The sequence below is a fragment of the Arcticibacter sp. genome (assembly GCF_053551015.1).
Map to the genome: position 1 here is coordinate 131,291 of NZ_JBMQOB010000015.1, position 18,192 is coordinate 149,482.

The following is an 18,192-nucleotide window of genomic DNA, read 5'->3' on the forward strand; positions in this document are numbered from 1 at the left end:
CTTAAAAATCTTGCGGCTTTCCCCATTTTTTAAACAATCTCCTAAGCTCGCTTTTGGTAATGGAGATAACCGTACCGTGGCGGGGCTTGAAATCCATTTTGACTTCCTGGTCTATGACGCTGAAGTTTTGAAGGTCTTCGCTGCGTGAAAACTGAAAGCTGTGCGCTTTGAACAAGTCGTACATCATGATATAGCTTTGTGAACCAATCAGCTTGAATACGGATGAGCCTTCGACTTCTTCTTTAGTAGGTTGAAGATAGCGGTCATTTTCGTTCCAGATTCCTGAAGTTAGGGAGCGAGTGGTTGCTACTTTGATGCCGGCGCCGTCTGCTCCTCCTGTTTTGCGGAACAGGTAGTAGAGGCTGTCTTTACGGATGATATCACCATCGATATTAAAGGCCGGTGTTTTAGGGAGAAACAGCGGCTTGGGTGTCCCTTCGAGATCGGTAAAATCTTTGTTGGCGTAGGCATAATAGATGATATCGTGCTGGTCGCCATGCTTCATGGACCAGTAGATCATATATTTTCCTGCCGCCTCATCATAGATGGTTTGCGGGGCCCAGACCCGCTTCAGGCTATCATTCCCGGGATATTTCTGCTGGATATTGATAATGCTGGAGGTCCAGTTCAGGAGATCGGCCGATTTCAGAAGCACCATGGCGCGGTTGGCTTCCCATCCTTTGGATGAAGCCATATCGGTGACCACCATGTAGAACGTCTTCCCATCTTCGGCCCGAAGGATATGCGGGTCGCGCACTCCTCCGCTGGAACTGATTAATTTGGAGTCGATCACCGGGTTGTTGTTGTTCAGCGTATAATAATGGAAACCATCTTTGCTGACGGCGTAACGTACCTGCTCTTCATGGATGCGGTTTCCGGTAAAATAAACGAACAGATAAGCGGCTTTTTCTTTTTCTGTTGAAGGCCGGACCGTTTGCCCCATTGCATATTGCAAGCCTGTTGATATCAGCAATCCCAGCAGGATCAACCATGAATAATAATGTCGCATTCTGCTTATTATTTATTGCTGAAACGGAGCACGGTGAACGAATAGGGCTGCAGTTCCAGTGTATTTTTGGCGCCGGGACTAAATTCAGAATTAATGGGTTTGGCCACTTTATCAGCAGGATTCCCGGAGAGGACGGTCTTTGATCCTTTCATCCCGGCTGTTTTGATACCGGCGAGATCTAACTCTGTCTTGACCGGCACCGGCAGGATATTCACCATTTTGACGATCAGATCATTCGTCTTGCTGTCCCGCACGACCGAGTATGCGATACGCTTACGGAGATCTTCCCTCTGATCAGACAAGGTGGCAATAGCCGGAATATAGCTGTCACCCGCATGCTTACCGTAGAGCTGCTGAACATAGTAGCCGATAGTGGGCTTAATTTCTGTATTGTTGAAGTAAACCAAGTCGGGGTTCCATTGCGTATGGCCTTCTTTGCCGAGCAGGGGAGCGTAGGACGTCATGTGTACGATATCTCCGTTTCTCTCCAGTGAAGTCAGGTATGCCGCTTCAGCAAGGGCCGTCTCCAGATTAGTCTTGGTGCCTCCAGGAAGGCTGGCGGCATATTCGCCCAAATAGACTTTCGACTTGGTACGGTCGTATTTGTCATAGAAGTTCTGGTTGTTGATGAACCACCCGGGCGACTGGTAGTAATGCTCGTCGATCACCGGTATCTCCAAGGCTGAGGCGATCTTCCATCCCTCTTCATAGTCTGTGCCTTCAAAGAAAGGACCGGCTGTACCGATGACGGTAATTTCGGGGTGTGCCTTGCGGAGTGCCTTATAGATCATTTCGAAGCGCTCTTTGAAAACTTCTGTGATCAGATCTTCATTACCGATTCCGATGTATTTCAGGTTGAACGGCCGGGGATGTCCGGCTTCAGCACGCTTCTTTCCCCAGGTGGTATTTACGCCTCCATTGGCGTACTCCACCAGATCCAGAATATCCTGAACATACTCGTCCATCTCACTCATCGGGATCCCTCCCTGTTGTCCCCCACCCCCTGTTGATGAATTCTGGCAGGGAACACCAGCAGCCAGTACAGGGACGGGCTGCGCACCTATATCTTCACAGAACTGGAAGTATTCGAAATACCCTAAACCCATACTCTGATGGTAGTTCCAGAGGTTACGGTCAGGTACGCGGGATTCCAGAGGACCTATGGAGTTCTTCCATTTATAGATGTTATCAATACCATCGCCGTGCGCTACGCAGCCCCCCGGGAAGCGGATAAAGCGGGGATGGATATCTGCTATGGTTTGTGCCAGGTCAGGACGAAGTCCATTTTTGCGTCCCTTGAATGTCTTTTGCGGGAAAAGCGATACCATGTCGAAAGCATAGCTTCCACTCTGTCTGATCTGCAGTTCCAGGCGGGCGTCTGAAGCGTCGGCTGATGCTGAGAGCACGGCCTTGACCGGCTTCCATTCAGGAGACGACAGTGCGACAGTTGTACTGGCAATGAGCCCCTGCTTGTCGCTGACCAGCCTGACCTCTACGTTGCCTCCTCCTTTCTGCAGCTGACGAGCGAACATGGAGAAGTTATACGATTCGCCTTTTTTCAGGGCTATACCGTCAAATCCGCTATTGACCAATGCAGCCTCAGCAGCCCCGGTCGTGAAGACCGCATAGTGAGGGTTATTCTGATGAACAGGATTTAGCGAGTCGATCTTTAAGCCGGCGTCTTTACCCTTCACACTCCAGGCGTAGGTGCTATTCCATTCTTTATCCCGATATCTTTTATCACCCGGATGATATTCAAACCCACGGTTCTGAACCAATTCTGCATACAGTCCTCCGTCGGCAGCATAATTGATATCTTCAAAGAACACGCCCATGAGCATATCGCTGATCGGCTTGGCTGCCTGGGGTTGCAGCACGATGCGGGCATCTACGGATCTTAGGCCGGCAAAGCGCTGTGCGTCCTGACTGGTTGTTTCGGCGTTGAGCGCAGCATTATATTGCTGCAACTGGTAGTTTTTCAGCAGGCCGTCGACGAGTGTCCAGGATACACGATGAAGCTGTCCTTCGACCTGTTCAGTACCCAGCTTAACAGAGATACCTGCATTTTTGTATTGAGAAGAAGGCACCTCCCTTGCTGGTATATACTCTTTGAAATCCGGCGTGCTGGTCTGGTAATATTTCCCTTCGGAATCAGTATACACAACGTGATATTGTTGCGTATTGCTGTCATAAGAGATGACCGGTTTGAGCACGTTCTTACCTTTCTGAAGATAAGGATAGCTCTGAGGACCCCAGCTAAGCAAGTCGGCGGATGAGGCATGTGCGAATTGGAGGGTACGATCGTTAAGACTCCACACAGCCTGCCATTGCCCCCCTTTCCCCTGAATCAGATAGGGTGTGTACATTTTTTTCTCGCTGCCCCATGCTCCATAGTCGCTTTTTACATAGGGATGCCCGTTGCCTATAGAAGTCCAGTGTTGCTTGTCCTGGCTCCAGGCGAAACGCAGTCCGTTGGTACCATAAGAAAACAGGTAGACGGAGTCTGGCTGATCATGAGCCCTCGCCTGGTTTGCAAAAGCGGACACAAAAAGGATAAAGAGGATAGATTGCAGAGAGGTGAATTTTCTGTTCATGGAAATTGGCGGTCAATTGGTATCGTTAAAAATAGCATTTAATATCAATTGTTAAAGCAACAATTATTCTTTGGTCAGCGGTTTTGTTACAATTGAGATACCGCTTGTTTTTTGGTTCTGTTTTTGATGTAAGATGCCAGACCAAAACACCTACGATGAAACGAGCCCTTTTAGCCTTCACGCTGCTGACCGGTTTGACATTCGGCGCCCTTGCGCAGGCCAGTAAAACAACACGCATCCGCGACAAGGATGTTCCGCAGGCAGTGATCAATACGTTCAACAGCCGTTTCCCGAAAGCCACAGAGGCGGAGTGGAAGAAAAAAGGAAATGAGTACAACGTGTCCTTTGAGCTGAACCGAATAGATCATCATGCTACCTTCAGCAGTTCGGGTGCGCTTCAGGAACACGGCAAAGAATTTTCATCATCCATGATCCCCGCGGTCATCCGTGAGGCCGTAACACGTGATTATCCCCAGCATCGTATCGACGATGTTCAGACCGCTATAAGGAATAAGGCTACGAATTACGAAGTGAGCCTGGACGGCAGGCCTGACCTGAAGGTACTTTACTCCGCGAGCGGAAAACTCCTGAAGAAAGAAGTGGACAACTAACACCGATCAATACACATCAACCAACATACATAAGATGGAAAACAATCAAAAATACGCGCTGATCACAGGCGCTACCAGCGGCATCGGATATGAGCTGGCTAAACTATTCGCAAAAGACAAATACAACCTGGTTATTGTAGCGAGGGATGCTGCGGAACTGTCGCGTACAGCGGGCGAGCTGCAGCAGGAAGGGATACAGGTGCACACGATTGCCAAAGATCTTTTCGTCAGGACGAGTGCAAAAGAGATCTACGAAGAGGTACAATCGAAAGGTATCCATATTGATGTGCTCGTAAATGACGCGGGACAGGGGCATTACGGGAAGTTTGAGGAAACGGATCTGGAAAAGGAGGTGGCGATCGTTGAATTAAATATCATTTCATGCGTGACCTTAACCAAACTATTCCTGAAGGATATGCTGGCGAGGAATGAAGGCAAGATCCTGAACCTGGGGTCGATCGCCGGTGAGGCGCCAGGGCCGTACCAGTCGGTTTACCACGGAACCAAGGCCTTCATCAACTCCTGGTCGACTGCCATACGCAATGAACTAAAAGACACGAACATCACGGTCACCGTTTTACTGCCGGGAGCAACAGACACGGATTTCTTCAACAAGGCAGATATGCAGAACTCCAAGATCGTGGATTCCAAGCTGTCGAATCCGGAGGATGTTGCCAAAGACGGATATGAGGCGCTCATGTCTGGTGATGACAAGATCATTTCGGGATTTAAGAATAAAGTTCAAGCGGCCATGGCCAATGTGCTGCCAGACAGTATGGCCTCAGCCACTATGGGTAAGCAACAGGAGCCGAAGGATAAAGACGCTTAGAATTCTTCGCCAACGAGTTCCATATTGACCATTGCACCGGCCATAGTGCCGGTGTAGACGGCGCTGGATACCGAGCGCATTGGAGAGGAGTTATCGCCACAGGCAAATACGCCGGGGACGGATGTCTTTTGAGTAGCGTCCACCTGTATATGTCCGCCTGCGGTCATCTGGCAGCCTAAGGTTGCATGAATATCAGAATGCTGCAGGAATGGAATGGCTGCATACAGTGCTCTGAGGGGAATACGGGATCCGTTATTCAACATCACATGGTTTAAATAGCCGTCTTCATGACCGATTTCGGCTATTTGATCTTCAACAACAGGGATGCCCGCTTTCTCAAGAAGATGCAGCTGTTCAGGATTGAATTCCGCCTTGCCCTGCGTAAACATGCTTAGCTTCCTTGTCAGGTTATGTACCAGACCGGCCAGGTGGATAGCCTTTTCTCCATTGGCAAAAATACCCGTTTGCTGACCGCTAAACTCATATCCGTGGCAATAGGGACAATGGATTACCGAAATACCCCATGCTTCTGAAAAGCCTTTTATATCGGGCATCTGATCTTTAATCCCGCTGGCCATAATCAGCTTCTTCGCTACGAAGTGCTGACCGTCCTGCGTCTCTATCAGAAACCCCTTGCCCTGTTTTGTTCCACGGGAAGCGAGTCCGTTGTGGAATTCCACCGTTTTGTACTGCCCGACCTGATTCCGTGCAATTGCGGCAATCTCCGCAGGAGTTTTCCCATCCTGTGTTAAGAAGTTGTGCGAGTGAGGAGTCTGACGGTTGCAGGGTAAGCCGCTGTCGATGACCAGTACCTTTCTTAAGGAGCGGCCAAGCGCCATCGCTGCAGAAAGTCCGGCATAGCTGCCTCCTATGATGATGACATCGAATGATTTGTCGGGTGCTGTAGTCATAAAGATCAGATCTGGTTGTTATTAACAAAGATATGATTACAGAGCTTTAATGCAACAGTGTAGCATTAGATATTGCAAAGAAATTGCAATATCTGATTTTCTTGATTGGAGAGCTGTTGCAGGTTCAATCTAGGGTAAGCAGGTTTCTGTATACTTCAGGACTTCCCCCTGGTTAAAGCTGATAGTATCCGATTTGGCAAACACTTCTTTACCGCCTTCCAACTTCGTTTCGCCGTAGCCTTCTATAAAGCCTTCAGCAACTTTCTTGAATATAACGGGCCTTTCTGAGGTCGTGCCCTCTGCATTAAATATGTATCTGGCTGATAGAATCCCATTTTCATAATTGCCCTCGATCGTGCCTTTTGAACGGTCTTTCTCGGCAAAATTATAGATGAGACTACCGCTAAGCTCATTTCCGTTCACTTCAGTAATAGCCAGCTGGAAAGTGTCTTTTTTGAGCACAGCCACATAACATCCTTTGAGGGAGTCGGCCGTTTTAGGAGCGGAGCTGCTTGCCGAGGTGTTATTCATCTTATTGTCCGGAGAGCCGCATCCTGCTGCAAAAATTCCTGCAGCCAGCAATAATGCGGCGGTCTTTGCAAGTCGTGTTGATTTCATAGGTGCCGGTATCTCAAATGCAGTGCCAGTTTGTGCCTGAGTTACCCGCTCCTAACCAACAAGCGGGTAACCAGGACTTGATCATTTGGAAACTTCCAGGCTGGAGGTTGCGCCCTGCCACGCCGCTGTATAGGTTTGTCCGTTATGTGTTCCGGTAGTTTTTTCAAAGTTGCTTAACTCCAGAACATATCGTCCCGGCCACAGGGGGGTAAATGCTACATGCCCATTTGCGTCTGTTATGAACTCTTTGCTCCATCCCTCGGGAGAAAACACGGATACGGGCTTGTTTGCCAGAGGCTGACCGTTCAGAACTGCCTTCAGTTGCACGGTCGCATTCATCTTATACGTTCTCGCTTCGCCGGCCAGCACATTGATGGTGTTCGGAATTGACCGGTGATCAACCACGCTGGTTTTTCCAACAGCTACGGCGGCGACGGAAGAAAACTCGTACTTTGTTGTTCCGCCGAGATCTTTTGCGACGTGACTTACGGTCAGGAGATAGACCCCGTCTTGCTCAGGAATAAAGCTTGCCGAATAGAAATCGGCTCCGGGAGTTTTACTGAGCTGAACTTTTTCTTTCCCGGGGGCAGTAAGCCACAAGGTAAATTCCTTTACATCGGAATACCATTCAGATAGCTGCTCCCGTTCGTTGCTGGCATACTCCCCATAAAAGATTTTCACTTCCTGGGGTTGGCCTTTTTTTCCGGTACCTGGGGTTTCGATCCACAGTGCATGGGCGAAGAGTTGTACTGTGCCTGTGCTGAATAGCAACAGTAGGAGAAATGATCTGAGGTTTTTCATGTTCTTAAGTTTGAGATTTGATTATACGTTCCTGATTGCTGGGCCTGATGATGTGGACAGCACGGGCGCCGGGGAGCTTGTCACTGCGGTTGCACGCCGCCGGGCTTGATTCTTCTTCTTATTCTTTTTCCCATACTTACGTCCCCACCAGACAAGAAATCCGGTAACAGGTAAGGATGCGCCGATCAGGGAAGCCAGGAAGGCCAGGACCTTACCGGGAAATCCCAGGATACTACCTACGTGAATGTCGTAGTTCATCTTCCGGAGTTTGGTACCAAAGGATGCCTGTTCGTAATCAGCTGCATAGACATCCTTCCGCTTCAGCTGCTGCAGTGTGTGTTGGTCGAACGTGTATCCCTTGCTCGTATAAAACTGGCCTTTGTCCGGATAAATATTGATGTCGATCGTTGCTTTTGCCTTCGCTGAGTCTGCAAAGCTGTAGTAGAAGCCAGCTGCTTTTGGATTCTCTTTTATTACTTTCTCCCAGGCGAGATCCATAGCCTGCCCGGGAGTATAGTATTTATTTGCCTGCAGGGAGTCGGATTGCATGCGCTCATAGGCAGGCAGGGATTGTCCGCCGGAAGTGACCCAGTAGAGCCCCTCACTATACCATTGGATGCCATAGACCATACCCGACAGCGCGATAGCCAGCAGGAACAGCAGGGAATAGAAACCCAGGACATTGTGCAGGTCAAGGTTTACCCGTTTGAAAGAGGCTCCCCACTTGATCGTGAAGCTCTTTTCACGTGTGGTCTTATTCCATTTTTTGGGGTACCACCAGATCAATCCGGTTATAAGCAGAACGACAAAGATCAGGGTTCCATAATTCACTACCGGCCGACCTATCTCAAAGGGGAGCCAAAGAAAACGGTGCCCGTTCAATATGAAGCGAAAAAAGTCTGTTTCTCCTTTTTTGTGGACCTGCTGGCTGAGCACCTCACCTGTGTAGGGATGCAATTTCAAGGTAGTCCCCCCTCCTCGCCTGCCCTCTTCTTTGGGGCCTTTGAGGTTCACGTTGATGGTGCGACCTTGCTGATACATCGCATAGGCTACCTTCTTGTCAGGATAGAGATCGTGTGCGATCCGGCTTAGTTCAGAGGGTTTCAAAACCGGTCTATCCTGCCTCTGCACACGGGTTTCAGGTTCCAGTAATGCAGTAATCTCTTCGTTAAACACCCAGATACAGCCAGTAATGCAGACGATAAAGACAATAATCCCGGAGATCAGACCCAACCAGAGGTGAAGCCAGTTGTTTACCTTTTTGAATGTGGAAGATGCCATGATTGATTTTAATATTTGAGCGCGTTTATTGCAGTGATTGTTCCCCCTTCGACTTTCAGTCCGCGTTTAGCCGCCCCGATCTCCGCATCGAAGATGTAGACATAGCTTCCCTCACTGGCGGTAGTGATGCCGATATATCCGGTCTTACCATCTCGGGGTGAATAGTTATTAATGGTTGTGGTGCGGGTGATATCATCGGGGATACCGCTTACCCATTTAAACTTCTTATTGATGACATCTGCAACGGCAAACTTGCGGGCGGTACCGGCGAGCGATTTAGGTTGAGGATACATCTGCAGGATAAAGATGCCCTTACCCAGGTAGGTCTGAGCAGCGATGTGGTGACCTCCGGACTCTTGTTCGATATTGAAGAAATAGGTTTGATCAAATTCTGTAGTACCCTTTAAGATCCGTATGATCGCGGAGGGTTTGGTAGATGCAGGGAGGCCATTGTTTGTTGCAGCCGCCGGAGAGAAGGCGTAGGCATCGCCGTTCTCTGTTTCGACAAGGCCATCAAGAAAGTAAGCACCGATATAACTTGTGCGGTTGTCCCGGATAACTTTCTCAAACTCCAGTTCAGGATAAGAATACACAGCCACCCAGGAACTGTCGGGATAGGCCGTACCGAATACGTCGGGAGCTGCTCCTTTAATACTCATATAGGGTATAAATACCTTCTCGCCGACCTGGGTGGCCCAGGTAAAGTGGGCACGTTCTCCGTTCCCCGCCAGCTTGACGATGTTTACCTGCTTCTCGCCGACTATCTGATACTTGCGTGCATCTACCCGATACATGCTGGCAAACTCATTACCAGAGCGGGGCACTTTTATGGTAAAGACATCGTCTTTTACAGGAGCGAATACGTGTACGGTCTCACTCTGGAAGTTACTCAGCCTGGTGAGTGTGCCGGTCGAGTCCAGACGGTAGCTGGTTACCGCACCAGGATTACCCTGACCATACAGCATACTGAAGAACCGGTTCTTATGAGTCAGGTAGTACCGGTACGAGCCGTCCTGCTCTAAGCCATTGCCCTTAGTGGTGATCATGCCTTCGTCCAGACTGTTTGTCGTCAGCAGGTAATCAGCAATTCCGGTGGTACCTATAGGCGTGGCAGAAATAATGTATTTGGTTGCTCCGGTGAGCTCTGTATCTGTATCGGTAATATCGAGGTATTCCAGTTCCGGATCACAAGCAGTAAAGATGCACAGTATCGATACTGCAGCAAGTACGGGTAAATATTTGAGTTTCATTTTTGAGTGTTTTTGGAGGCTGATGAGCCTGGTTTAAGATTCTGTCTGCTCAGGTGTCAGTTCTTGCTGATGAAATATCTCAGCTTCGCATAGATCGCCCTGCCCGGCTTTTGGAGGGAGAAATTGTCGTAGACCCTGTTATCTGCGAGGTTCTTACATTCGAGGGCGATGTTGTACTTCCCTTTGCCAAGCGTATAAACGGCATTGACATCCTGAAGCCACTGTCTGGGAATGTCGTACTTCTGATCTGATGATCCCTGACTTGGCCAGGAGAGATAATAGGCATGGACGTAGAGCACATTGTATCCCAGTGTGAGGGTGTTGCCTTTCCTGCCTACGTTATTGAAAAAGAGCGATGCATCAGCATTACCAAACAAGTAAGGCATGTTGGGAATACGATCACGGTACAGGGGACTTTCCATGGTTTGATTTTCCTCATACCTCGTATTATTCCGGAGATTCTGATAGGTCATGTTGACTCCTGCGGTAAAAAGCTGCCTGAAAGAATACCTGACCTCACCTTCAAAACCCAGGTTGGTAACATCTGACAGGTTGCCCATTACCTGCTTGGTATGGTTGTTATTCAGACTGGGGCGGATAAAATCTTTCGCATTGCGGTAGAGCACACTTCCGTCGATGTTAAACCGGTGAATGGTATTCACATGAGTCTGGTAGCTAAGTCCAAAGTTGTAGTTATGGCTGTGCTCTGGCTCCAGATCCATATTTCCTTCCAGGTTCAGCAGATCGCCAAACAATTCATCTGTTTCAGGGAGTCTGTAGCTTTTCTCATAGGAGGCTTTTGCCTGCAGGTTGGGCATAATGAAGTAGGTGGAAGCTATGCCATAGCCGAGCTTATTCAGACTGTTCTCCTTCAGAAGATAGGCTATGTCGCCCCAGTTGCCACTTGGGTTATAACTTTGTGCGTATTTGTTATGCTGATAAAAATGCTTGGCAAAGAAAGAGGTACTCCATTTTTCTGATGCTTTTAGCTGGTAGCCAAAACCGAGAATGTTCTTAATGTTCTTGCGTGGCTGTTCGTACTTTTCACTTTCAGGATACAGCTCGTCTGATCCTTTCCTGTTGAAGGTGTTGTAAACATTGTTCAGTGTGAAAAGGTGATTGTCGTTCAGTGCATAACTCAGGTTGATTGTGCCCAGTCCGTTGTTGTTGCTGTATTTATACATGGAACGTTCGCGTTCGCTGCCCGGTCCGGGATATTCTTTAAATTCCTGGAACCAATTATACCGGCGGTAAACGGTGTCGATGTTCTGCTCCTTACCAAGGTTATAGTTTCCCGTGATTCTCAGATCAAGACCCTCAACAAACAAATCTTCTTTAGTATACTTCAGGCTTGGCATGATCAGACTTCCTTTGCGGTGCCAGTCGCCAAAAACACTAACCATCCTTGCTCCTGTCTGCACTTCCGAGTAGTTCTGTCCGAGCGTCAGCCCGAGCATCAACTGGTCGGCCCATGGCTTGTTAACCACACCTGCACTAGCTATGAAGGTTTCGTTGTGATAGGTATCGTTAAACCTTTTCACCCGCTGATGCTGGAAGTACTGACCGGAGAAGGTTGCCACATCGGTTGTTACGACGTAATCATTATCCGAGTAATTCTGAAAAGCGTTCAGCACCACTTTGAAGCCTGCGGGGCTGGTATAACCCGCGTTTACAGCAGTACGATGCGTGTTGAAGGAACCGTATGAATAGGAAGCATCCGCATAGCATCCTGCCTCGTTTGCTGTAACAATATTGATGGCGCCGCCCAGGGCGTCAGACCCCAACCAAACCGGCACTACCCCTTTATAAACTTCGACACGCTGCGCGAGGTTGATCGGGATATTGTTGAGCTGGAACGACGAACCGAAGTTATCCATTGGTACACCGTCGATAAAGAACTTGACCTGTCTCCCGGTGAAGCCGTTCAGCGAAAAATCCATACGGGAACCCAGGCCCCCTGCTTCTCTTACCCTGACGCCCGAGACGCGATCGAGTGCGTGGGAAATGTCGAGGGTAGAGTTGTGCAGTCTTTTAGCATCTACGGCTACGACATTGTAAGCCTGACGGTTTGCCTCCTGAACCTCTGAGCGGCCCATCACGGAAACGGTCTCCATTTGCTGGCTGCTTTGTTTCATGGTAAAGTTCAGGGAGAGCGTTGCGCCAGCTGTTATCAGAACCTCCCGGCTGGTTCTGTCGAAGCCAAGCGACTGGATCCGGAGAACATAGGTACCTGGTTTGAGGTTGCTGAGCTCATAGTATCCGCGATCATCGGAGATCCCTCCGGCAGATGTATTGAGGAGTTTGACTGTGGCGGAGATGACAGGTTCCCCCGAGCTGTCCCTGATGTATCCACTGATCGCGCCATAGGGTTTCTCCTGCGCATGGACAAGAAAATTGAAGGCACATAGCATGCCCACAAGCAAAAATTTCGTAATTTGCATGACTTTTAAGTAACGTTAAAGGTGAACCGGTTTCGGCCGGTAATAGCCGCACAAGTACCAGTTGTGCGGCTTATTTTATTTCCAAATATATACCTATTTAGAATAATTCCAATTAAGAAAGTACTGTTTGTGTATTTTTCTTGATGATAAACGTGTAATGAGGAGGTTCCCGCAAGTTTCTTTCACCACACAAGCCACGGTCGCTCATGTAAATTGCTCCTTGGTTTGCCCTTCATTTAATTTACTTTTGTGTTCCTTATCCAAGCAAATCAGCAATCATGAATGAAAGAGGAGATATTAATCAATTCATCCTTGCGGGCATTATCGTAGTTTGTCTGATCATTATTTTAATTCTCTTTGTTGAATTACGAAAACTCAGGAAAAACGGAATCACTTCAAATCACCTTAAGGCAGGGAAGATCGCTCTTCAGGTGCAGGATTTAGATTCGTTCCGATATAAACTGAATCCACATCTATTAAAAAATGCATTAAATGCCATCCAATCTCACGCTTACCAGAGCTATTATGCATTGGATAAGCTATCGAACGTGCTCGACTACATTCTTTATGAGTCAGACGGAGGCTACGTGTTGCTGAAAGATGAACTCCAATTTGCATTTAATCTCATCGAGATCAACAGGCTTAAAACCAGTCCGCTTTTCGACCTGCATATCAGGAATAAAATTGATGCGGATAAGCCCTTATTCCGCAAGCTTAAAATAGCTCCTTTCATCACAATCAATCCCATTGAAAATGCATTTAAGCATGCCGATCTTCAAAGTGACGATGCGTTTATCTCCGTCATCTTTGATCTGAGCGACGATTGGTTCTTCCTGTCCGTGTCAAATAAAATACCGGCAGGATCAATGCATCAGCAAAAAGGGGGAATTGGGAACAAGGCATTTGAAGACCGACTGCAGACGCTTTACGGAACCACGTTCGAGCTTAAAGAAGAAAGCGACGGAAACGTATATACCACTCAATTAAAGATAAAGCTGCATGCAGATATTTAAGTGTGTGATCGTAGACGATGAGCTTCCAAGCCTCGCCTACCTGCGGGCCTTGTGTGACGATGTGCCTTTCATTCAAGTAATAAAAGCCTATAATGACCCGGTAAAGTTCTTAAAGGAAGCCGAGAGCATGGACTTTCAAATATGCATTCTCGATATCGAAATGCCAGGAATGAAGGGGATCGAACTGGCTGCCGGTCTCAGCAATAAGGCAATTATTTTCGCCACAGCCTATAAGGAATATGCTGCCGAGGCTTTTGAATTGGAGGCGGTCGACTATTTAACGAAGCCCATCAGGAAGGAACGACTGGAGAAAGCTCTTTCACGTGCAAAGAATCTCCTTGGGCACCAAGAGACGACCGACCAGTTTGTTGTCTTAAATAGCAACAGGGGGAAAATTCTACTGCGCTTTCCCGAGATAGCGATCATCACCACATCTGAAATAGATCATAGGGATAAAAAAGTACTATTAAAAAACCATGAGGAAGTAATCTTAAAAAACATATCTTTTCAACAACTTTTGAACTCCTTACCCGACGGCCAATTCTTACAAATCAACCGAAAGACGGCAATTTCTATGAATTGTGTGGTCAGCTTTACTCATGACTCAGTTCGAACCACTCTCAACGATGAACGCGGGCAATCGGTTATACTCCCTTTAACAGACCAATTCCGATCTTCCTTCAGAGAGCACGCAGGCAAGTGATCCGGTACAGAAAAACCCGGGATCAGTACATAAATCGCAGCCTGAAAATGGGTTTCCAGCTTATAACTCTATATTAAGCGGTGAAACCTGCTGAGTTGTTGGTATGAAAAAATTAAAGAACTTACTTTTTTACGTTGGAACCATAGGCGGATTATCTGCTCTCATTTATTTTGTCGTGTCATTGGGCAACAAGCTTCAACCCGGACCGTCATCCGACACTCCGGGAGGGGCAGGAAGTGCATGGACCCAGTTCGTAGAGTCTCTGCAACAAAATCTAACGCATCCGCTCGGGACGTTACTGTTACAGATTATTACGATCATCCTGGTAGCACGATTTTTTGCTTATTTCTTCAGGAGAATTGGTCAACCTTCTGTTATCGGAGAGATCGTAGCGGGAATTCTGCTGGGTCCCTCCTTACTGGGAGCATATTTTCCGGAAATATCTGACTTTCTATTCCCCGCATCCTCTCTAGGAAACCTGGGTGTGATGAGCCAGATCGGCCTGATCCTGTTCATGTTTGTTGTGGGTATGGAGCTAGACCTGGATGTTTTGAAACGAAAGGCACATGAAGCGGTAGTAGTGAGTCACGCCAGTATTATTTTTCCGTTCGCACTTGGGGTTGTACTTGCCTATTTTATCTACCAGGATACAGCCCCCGAAGGCACGCTATTCCTGTCGTACGCCTTGTTCATCGGCATTTCGATGAGTATTACGGCATTTCCCGTGCTTGCGCGTATCGTTCAGGAAAGGGGCATGACGAAAACGAAGCTGGGAGCACTGGTAATAACCTGTGCCGCGGCAGATGACATTACAGCCTGGTGTATATTGGCGGCAGTTATCACGATAGTAAAGGCAGGATCGGTGGCAGGTGCTGGCTATACCATTATGCTGGCTATTCTTTATGTGATGCTGATGCTGAAGCTGGTGCGTCCCTTCCTGCACCGCGTTGGAGATCTGTACTCGAATAAGGAAGGACTCAGCAAGCCCATTGTGGGCGTGTTCTTTGTTACGCTGGTCATCTCCGCATGGTGTACAGAGGTCATCGGCATTCATGCCCTCTTCGGGGCCTTCATGGCAGGAGTTGTAATGCCTCCCAACGTAAACTTCAGGAACGTATTCATTGAAAAAGTGGAAGATATGGCTCTGGTACTCCTGCTCCCGCTTTTCTTCGTATTTACAGGCTTACGCACCCAGATAGGTCTCCTCAATGAGCCGCACCTGTGGCAGCTATGCCTGGTCATCATTGCTGTAGCTGTAACCGGGAAGTTCATGGGAAGCACACTTGCAGCACGCTTTGTTGGACAAAGCTGGCGAAATAGCCTGACCATTGGAGCGCTGATGAACACCAGAGGGCTGATGGAACTTATCGCTCTTAACATCGGGTATGATCTGGGAGTATTGAGCGCGGAGATGTTCGCGATCCTGGTACTCATGGCCCTTGTCACAACGTTTATGACAGGGCCAATTCTGGATCTGATCAACAGATTGTTCGGGGATGAAGCGGAAGATGAGTCATTGCTGCCACGCAAAGACAAGTACAACGTGCTTATCTCCTTTGGAAATCCGCAAAGCGGGCAGCAGCTAATGCGTCTGGCGCATGTTCTCATTAGAAAATCGACAGAGAACACAGCTGTCACAGCCTTACATCTCTCCCCGGGAAATGAACTCAACCAGTTCAACTTTGTAGAATATGAACGCGAAAGCTTCCGCTTAATCCGGGAAGAGGCCGCAGCTCTTCAACAGCCCCTCCGGGCTATATTTAAACCGGTTCAGGATATAGACGCAGAGATCACAGAAATTGCGAACGGCGGAGACTACGACCTTCTTCTGGTCGGTATCGGGCAGTCTGTATTTGAAGGAACCGTCTTAGGAAAAATACTGGGGTTTACCACCAGGGTGATCAATCCAGAGCGTCTATACGACACCATCACAGGAAAGGATAATATGTTCATGAAAAGTATTTTCGATGAACGCACACGACATATCCTCAAATCGACCAAAATACCTACGGGAGTGCTGATTGATAAAAATCTAAGCTCAATAAACAAAGTCATTGTGCCTGTTTTTTCACTCAGCGACAGCTTTCTGGTGATCTACATTCAAAAGTTCATCAACAACGGCGGCGTTGCTATAACGATCTTCGATGCGCAGGATAGTATTAAACATTCAGTCGAGTTCAAGGAAACACTTCGGGCGATTGAGATTGCAGCCCCCGGTTATCTGACTGTGCTCGAAAACGTTCATGCAACCAAAGGTCTCTTTACAGCGCATGATCTGATGTTAATCAGTCTTGACAGCTGGAAGCGGGCACTCGAACTAAACAGTGTCTGGTTACCGGACAGCCCATCCGTGATGATCATGAAACCTTAGCGTTTCATTTATACCTTCACGAAGAATTTTTTAAAGCATTTCAGGCAGGAATATTTCTTCAACACGATCACTGGCTCTATCAAACGGGCAAAGAAGCCACGCTTAATCCGGTTATCGGTCATAGTTCCACAACGGGGACACTTTTTGAAAGTTCTGCTGGCGGAATTAGCAGGTATCGAAGACGGCGCAGATGAAGACACTCGAAGCTCTGACATTCTTAAGATCTGAGAAATTTATTTGAAATTGTTTGATGTGGTTACTTCTCAAATGAGAATATATGAAATAGATGACCAAAAATGACGCCACTAAAAATCCCGGGGCAAACAGCCCTTGCAGAGAATTGCCGGCCCTCTTTCTTCCACAATATGTGAAAACAAAAGAGGTATGCGAGTAAATAATTCCTCAACTACCTCTTCCATTATAAACAATTACTGCATCCGCGTATCGTTGTTAGGTATTTTTGGAAAGTATGATTTTCAGTTCTGATTTTCTACCTTTGCCGCGATGGCACTCCGAATGACAGCATTCCTCTTAATACCCCTAATTCTAGGCGTCAGCCTGTCGAGGATGGTGGTATTTACCGGTTTTCAGCTGAATAAGAATTTCATCGCATCGAAGCTTTGCGAGAATCGCGATAAAGCATGGATGCACTGTGAGGGAAAATGCTACCTCGCAAAAAAAATGAAAGAGGTTGAGGAAAAGGAAAGGAAACAAGATCGGGAGACACAAAAGCATCTTGTTCAAGACTCTTTTACTCCGGAAATGTTCTTCGTATTTTTCGGAAACAAGCTAACTGCTACATTCGATACACCCTATTATGGGCGTATTTCTTCCGGGCATCATGCAGATCTGTTTCAGCCTCCTCAGGTCTGATCGCCTCCTTTATACTTAATTAATTTCTTCATGATGCAGTAGTGCAGAAGTACTCCTGCGCGAAGGTTTTATGCCTTCATTAATTTGAATATTCCATGAATCATACATTTAAACTCATGATGTTGCTGGCGGCGCTATTTTCGTTCGCCTCATGCAGCAAAGACAACGACAATACTCCCACGCAAGCAGAAAAGATCCGGATCGCTGAAAAGACGACTGCAACAGGTACGTCTGTTACCCTCTGGGCAGACAAGTCAGACCTGCGGGTTGCCTGGAACAAGCTTTATGTTTCACTCAAAAACGCAAAAGGTTCTGCTATTTCGAACGCAAAAGTGAGCTATGCTCCTGTGATGGACATGATGACGATGAAACACGCAGCACCCGTGGAACAACCGGTGTATACCGCAGAAAAAGAACTTTATGAAGGAGCGGTAGTCTTTTCCATGCCATCAGGTCAAATGGGAGCCTGGACACTTACGGTCACCGTCGACGGTGAGCCGGTGGTTTTCGCGCTCGACATTAAAGCGGCTCCCTCTAATACAAAGACAACGGCTACCGTCACCGGTTCTGACGGGTTCTATTACACCGTATCTCTGGTACAACCCCTGACACCCAAGATGGGGATGAATGATCTGGAGGTATTGGTGAACACACGGCAGGATATGATGACCTTCCCACCTGTCGAAGACCTTGTCATCGAACTGATACCCGAAATGCCTTCCATGGGACATGGCTCTCCAAACAACGTCAATCCTGTTCACACCGGCAAGGGACACTATCGCGGAAAAGTTAATTTCACCATGACGGGCGACTGGAGACTTCATTTTAAATTAAAAAGAGGCAATACGGTGATTATGGAGGATGCGGCGCTTGATCTTCTGTTTTAA

Annotated in this window: 15 protein-coding genes; 7 read left to right on the plus strand and 8 right to left on the minus strand. The window is 47.7% G+C overall.

The genetic code is table 11. From position 1 onward, the window contains the following. Window position 1: 1 nt before the first annotated feature. The gene (locus ACO1NU_RS08965; protein WP_448818134.1) at window positions 2-1,009 is read right to left on the minus strand and encodes a glycoside hydrolase family 43 protein; all 1,008 of its coding nucleotides are present in this window, start codon (window positions 1,007-1,009) and stop codon (window positions 2-4) included. 8 nt (window positions 1,010-1,017) lie between these two features. Continuing rightward, entirely contained in the window at window positions 1,018-3,603 is a 2,586-nt protein-coding gene (locus ACO1NU_RS08970; RefSeq protein WP_448818135.1) for an alpha-L-arabinofuranosidase C-terminal domain-containing protein, read from the minus strand. Window positions 3,604-3,758: 155 nt separating this feature from the next. Between ACO1NU_RS08970 and ACO1NU_RS08975 the strand changes: the two genes are divergently transcribed. Together ACO1NU_RS08975 and ACO1NU_RS08980 are read left to right on the plus strand one after the other, a co-directional pair. Further along, complete coding sequence (locus tag ACO1NU_RS08975; RefSeq protein ID WP_448818136.1) at window positions 3,759-4,214, plus strand: PepSY-like domain-containing protein; 456 nt, start codon at window positions 3,759-3,761, stop codon at window positions 4,212-4,214. A 34-nt stretch (window positions 4,215-4,248) separates the two neighbouring features. Continuing rightward, on the plus strand, window positions 4,249-5,043 hold the full coding sequence (locus ACO1NU_RS08980) for an SDR family NAD(P)-dependent oxidoreductase (protein WP_448818137.1): 795 nt from the start codon (window positions 4,249-4,251) through the stop codon (window positions 5,041-5,043). Here ACO1NU_RS08980 and ACO1NU_RS08985 read toward each other — a convergent pair. The 6 genes from ACO1NU_RS08985 to ACO1NU_RS09010 all read right to left on the minus strand — a co-directional run bounded on the left by ACO1NU_RS08985 (window position 5,040) and on the right by ACO1NU_RS09010 (window position 12,345). Further along, window positions 5,040-5,954: an NAD(P)/FAD-dependent oxidoreductase gene (locus ACO1NU_RS08985; RefSeq protein ID WP_448818138.1), complete on the minus strand. Its 915-nt coding sequence runs from the start codon at window positions 5,952-5,954 to the stop codon at window positions 5,040-5,042. The two genes, ACO1NU_RS08980 and ACO1NU_RS08985, sit on opposite strands and share 4 nt — an antisense overlap. A 129-nt stretch (window positions 5,955-6,083) precedes the next feature. Next, the gene (locus tag ACO1NU_RS08990) at window positions 6,084-6,572 is read right to left on the minus strand and encodes a hypothetical protein (protein ID WP_448818139.1); all 489 of its coding nucleotides are present in this window, start codon (window positions 6,570-6,572) and stop codon (window positions 6,084-6,086) included. A gap of 81 nt (window positions 6,573-6,653) precedes the next feature. Then, window positions 6,654-7,373 carry a DUF4198 domain-containing protein gene (locus ACO1NU_RS08995; protein WP_448818140.1) on the minus strand — a complete coding sequence of 240 codons (720 nt, stop codon included), beginning with the start codon at window positions 7,371-7,373 and terminating at the stop codon, window positions 6,654-6,656. A 21-nt stretch (window positions 7,374-7,394) separates the two neighbouring features. Continuing rightward, window positions 7,395-8,654, minus strand: a complete 1,260-nt coding sequence (locus ACO1NU_RS09000; RefSeq protein ID WP_448818141.1) for a PepSY-associated TM helix domain-containing protein — start codon at window positions 8,652-8,654, stop codon at window positions 7,395-7,397. Window positions 8,655-8,662: 8 nt separating this feature from the next. Then, a complete protein-coding gene (locus tag ACO1NU_RS09005; RefSeq protein ID WP_448818142.1) occupies window positions 8,663-9,904 on the minus strand; it encodes a DUF4374 domain-containing protein in 1,242 nt (413 codons plus the stop codon). A gap of 56 nt (window positions 9,905-9,960) precedes the next feature. Then, entirely contained in the window at window positions 9,961-12,345 is a 2,385-nt protein-coding gene (locus tag ACO1NU_RS09010) for a TonB-dependent receptor domain-containing protein (protein WP_448818143.1), read from the minus strand. Window positions 12,346-12,623: 278 nt separating this feature from the next. On the opposite strand from ACO1NU_RS09010, the gene ACO1NU_RS09015 reads away from it, so the two are divergent. The 5 genes from ACO1NU_RS09015 to ACO1NU_RS09035 all read left to right on the plus strand — a co-directional run bounded on the left by ACO1NU_RS09015 (window position 12,624) and on the right by ACO1NU_RS09035 (window position 18,192). Then, window positions 12,624-13,358: a sensor histidine kinase gene (locus ACO1NU_RS09015; protein WP_448818144.1), complete on the plus strand. Its 735-nt coding sequence runs from the start codon at window positions 12,624-12,626 to the stop codon at window positions 13,356-13,358. After that, entirely contained in the window at window positions 13,345-14,061 is a 717-nt protein-coding gene (locus ACO1NU_RS09020; RefSeq protein WP_448818145.1) for a LytR/AlgR family response regulator transcription factor, read from the plus strand. Before ACO1NU_RS09015 ends, ACO1NU_RS09020 begins: the two co-directional genes overlap by 14 nt. A gap of 103 nt (window positions 14,062-14,164) precedes the next feature. Continuing rightward, window positions 14,165-16,432 carry a cation:proton antiporter gene (locus ACO1NU_RS09025; RefSeq protein ID WP_448818146.1) on the plus strand — a complete coding sequence of 756 codons (2,268 nt, stop codon included), beginning with the start codon at window positions 14,165-14,167 and terminating at the stop codon, window positions 16,430-16,432. A 504-nt stretch (window positions 16,433-16,936) separates the two neighbouring features. Then, window positions 16,937-17,305 (plus strand): hypothetical protein, encoded by a 369-nt coding sequence (locus tag ACO1NU_RS09030; RefSeq protein WP_448818147.1) that lies wholly within the window; start codon window positions 16,937-16,939, stop codon window positions 17,303-17,305. A gap of 95 nt (window positions 17,306-17,400) precedes the next feature. Continuing rightward, a complete protein-coding gene (locus ACO1NU_RS09035) occupies window positions 17,401-18,192 on the plus strand; it encodes a FixH family protein (protein ID WP_448818148.1) in 792 nt (263 codons plus the stop codon).